At 67.5% G+C, this 1,711-nt stretch carries 3 pseudogenes; 2 read left to right on the top strand and 1 reads right to left on the bottom strand.

The features are described 5' to 3' along the window. Positions 1 to 527: pseudogene (locus ACWDA7_RS52625) on the bottom strand (IS200/IS605 family accessory protein TnpB-related protein); the annotation flags it as partial. Positions 528 to 1,327: 800 nt separating this feature from the next. On the opposite strand from ACWDA7_RS52625, the pseudogene ACWDA7_RS52620 reads away from it, so the two are divergent. Further along, positions 1,328 to 1,498 (top strand): annotated as a pseudogene (locus tag ACWDA7_RS52620) (IS630 family transposase); the annotation flags it as partial. 25 nt (positions 1,499 to 1,523) lie between these two features. Then, positions 1,524 to 1,711: pseudogene (locus ACWDA7_RS52615) on the top strand (RNA-guided endonuclease TnpB family protein); the annotation flags it as partial.

The following is a 1,711-nucleotide window of genomic DNA, read 5'->3' as shown; positions in this document are numbered from 1 at the left end:
CGTTTGCCGCCCCGCACGACCCGCACCCGCCCCACCTCGTGATCGGCCCGCTCCCGCTCCAGCCGGTCCTTGAGCAGATGCAGTCGCCGGGTCTTTTGGAACCACTCCTGCCGGGTGCGGTATCCGCCCGGCGCCCGCTTCGTGCCCTTCTCGCCCACCGGCAGCGACAACCGGTGCGCGATCGTCTTGATGCCGGCCTCAAGGCTGCGGATGTGCGCGAGTTGGGCGCGCCGGGACAGCGCCCACTGATCGTGGGTGGCCTTGGTGATCGAACCGGCCCATCGCGAGGACGATGTGTCGGTCAGGGCCCGCTTGCGCCTGGCCCATGTATCCGCGGAGTGCTCCAGGCCGTCGGCGCACCGGCGTTTGAGATCCTTCGAGGCCAGCGACCCCAGATGCGCGCCGACCAGGCGTAACACCTGCTCGTCGTCCGGCGTGAGGCCCTTGAGGCGGGTGCGGATCGCCACGCCGGACGGGCCGACGGCCACGAAGGGGGCAGCGATCGTACGCAGCGACTCACCTCGCATCGATCTGCCCCCTCCCCAACGCTTGATCAGCAACAGGAAGAACGCTACCGGCCGGCACTGACATTCAGAGCCCGCCAAGCGTCGTGCGCGCGCTGCAACACCACGAACAAGTACATGCTCGTGCACACTCACGCACACTCCTGCACATCCGAAACCGAACAGCTCCCAACCCTTGGAGAAGGGCCAGTACCTCTATTCATCGGTACGCCACCTCGCGTCCTAGTGCCGAATCGGGCAACGTTGGCCTGCTGTAGGCTCCGTCGCCGAACGGGAGGTTCCACTTGGGTACTTGTCCGCGCCGAGCCTGGCCGGTTGCTGCACTCGTCGTGGGACTTCTGAGTGCTTGCGATGCAACCATGGATCCCACAGACCCTGCCAACTTCAGTTCTGTCGTCTTTGTCAATGACACCGACTCCCCAGCCGTCCTGTTCGAGTGTGTCGACCGTCGTGGACATGACTGCCATGACATGAGCAGTCGACTCGCCCCCAGAGAACGCTCCGAACAGCGGGTCTACTGGGGGGCAGGTCTCGATCCCTGGCAAGTCCGGGACACGCGGGGGCACATCGTGGGCTGGGTGGTCGTGAACACACCGCGCCGTGAATCCGGAGCCGTCTACTACCTCGGCGATGCTGAGCCCCGGCCAAGCAAGGCGACGACTCCGCGCGTCTCGCCGCACCCGGACCCGATGCGGTAATCCGGTCCCCGGGACGCACTGGCCCGGCCGCGATCCGGCGCATCGGCGATGTGAAGAGCCGCCCGGGTGATCGCTCTGGCGGTTACGGGCCGTCAAACTGTCCGGGTGGCAGAGGGAGTACGCGTCCGTGGGATCGATGACGACGAGGGCCAGCGCCTGCTGCGGATCATCCGCCGGGGCACGGAATCGGTGGTGACCTGGCGGCGGGCCCAGATGGTGCTGTCATCCGCACAGAGCATGCCCGTAGCGAACATCGCTGAGGTCGCCTTCACCAGCCCTTGATGCGGATGCGGATCGCCACGCCGGACGGGCCGAGCCGCTCGCCCCGACGGGCCGCGTCCTGGGCGTGGACTGGGGTGTGAAGGAGACCGCTACCACCACCGATGACGCCTATGACCTCCCGCATGGCGAGTACGGCAAGCGGGCCGCGCAGCGGCTCGCGAGGTACCAGCGGATGATGGCCCGGCGGCGCCGGCCGAAGGGACAGCC

It is taken from the genome of Streptomyces sp. NPDC001156 (assembly GCF_053598275.1).
Note: the sequence above shows the minus strand (reverse complement) of the source record. Positions and strands in the feature narration are given on the sequence as shown.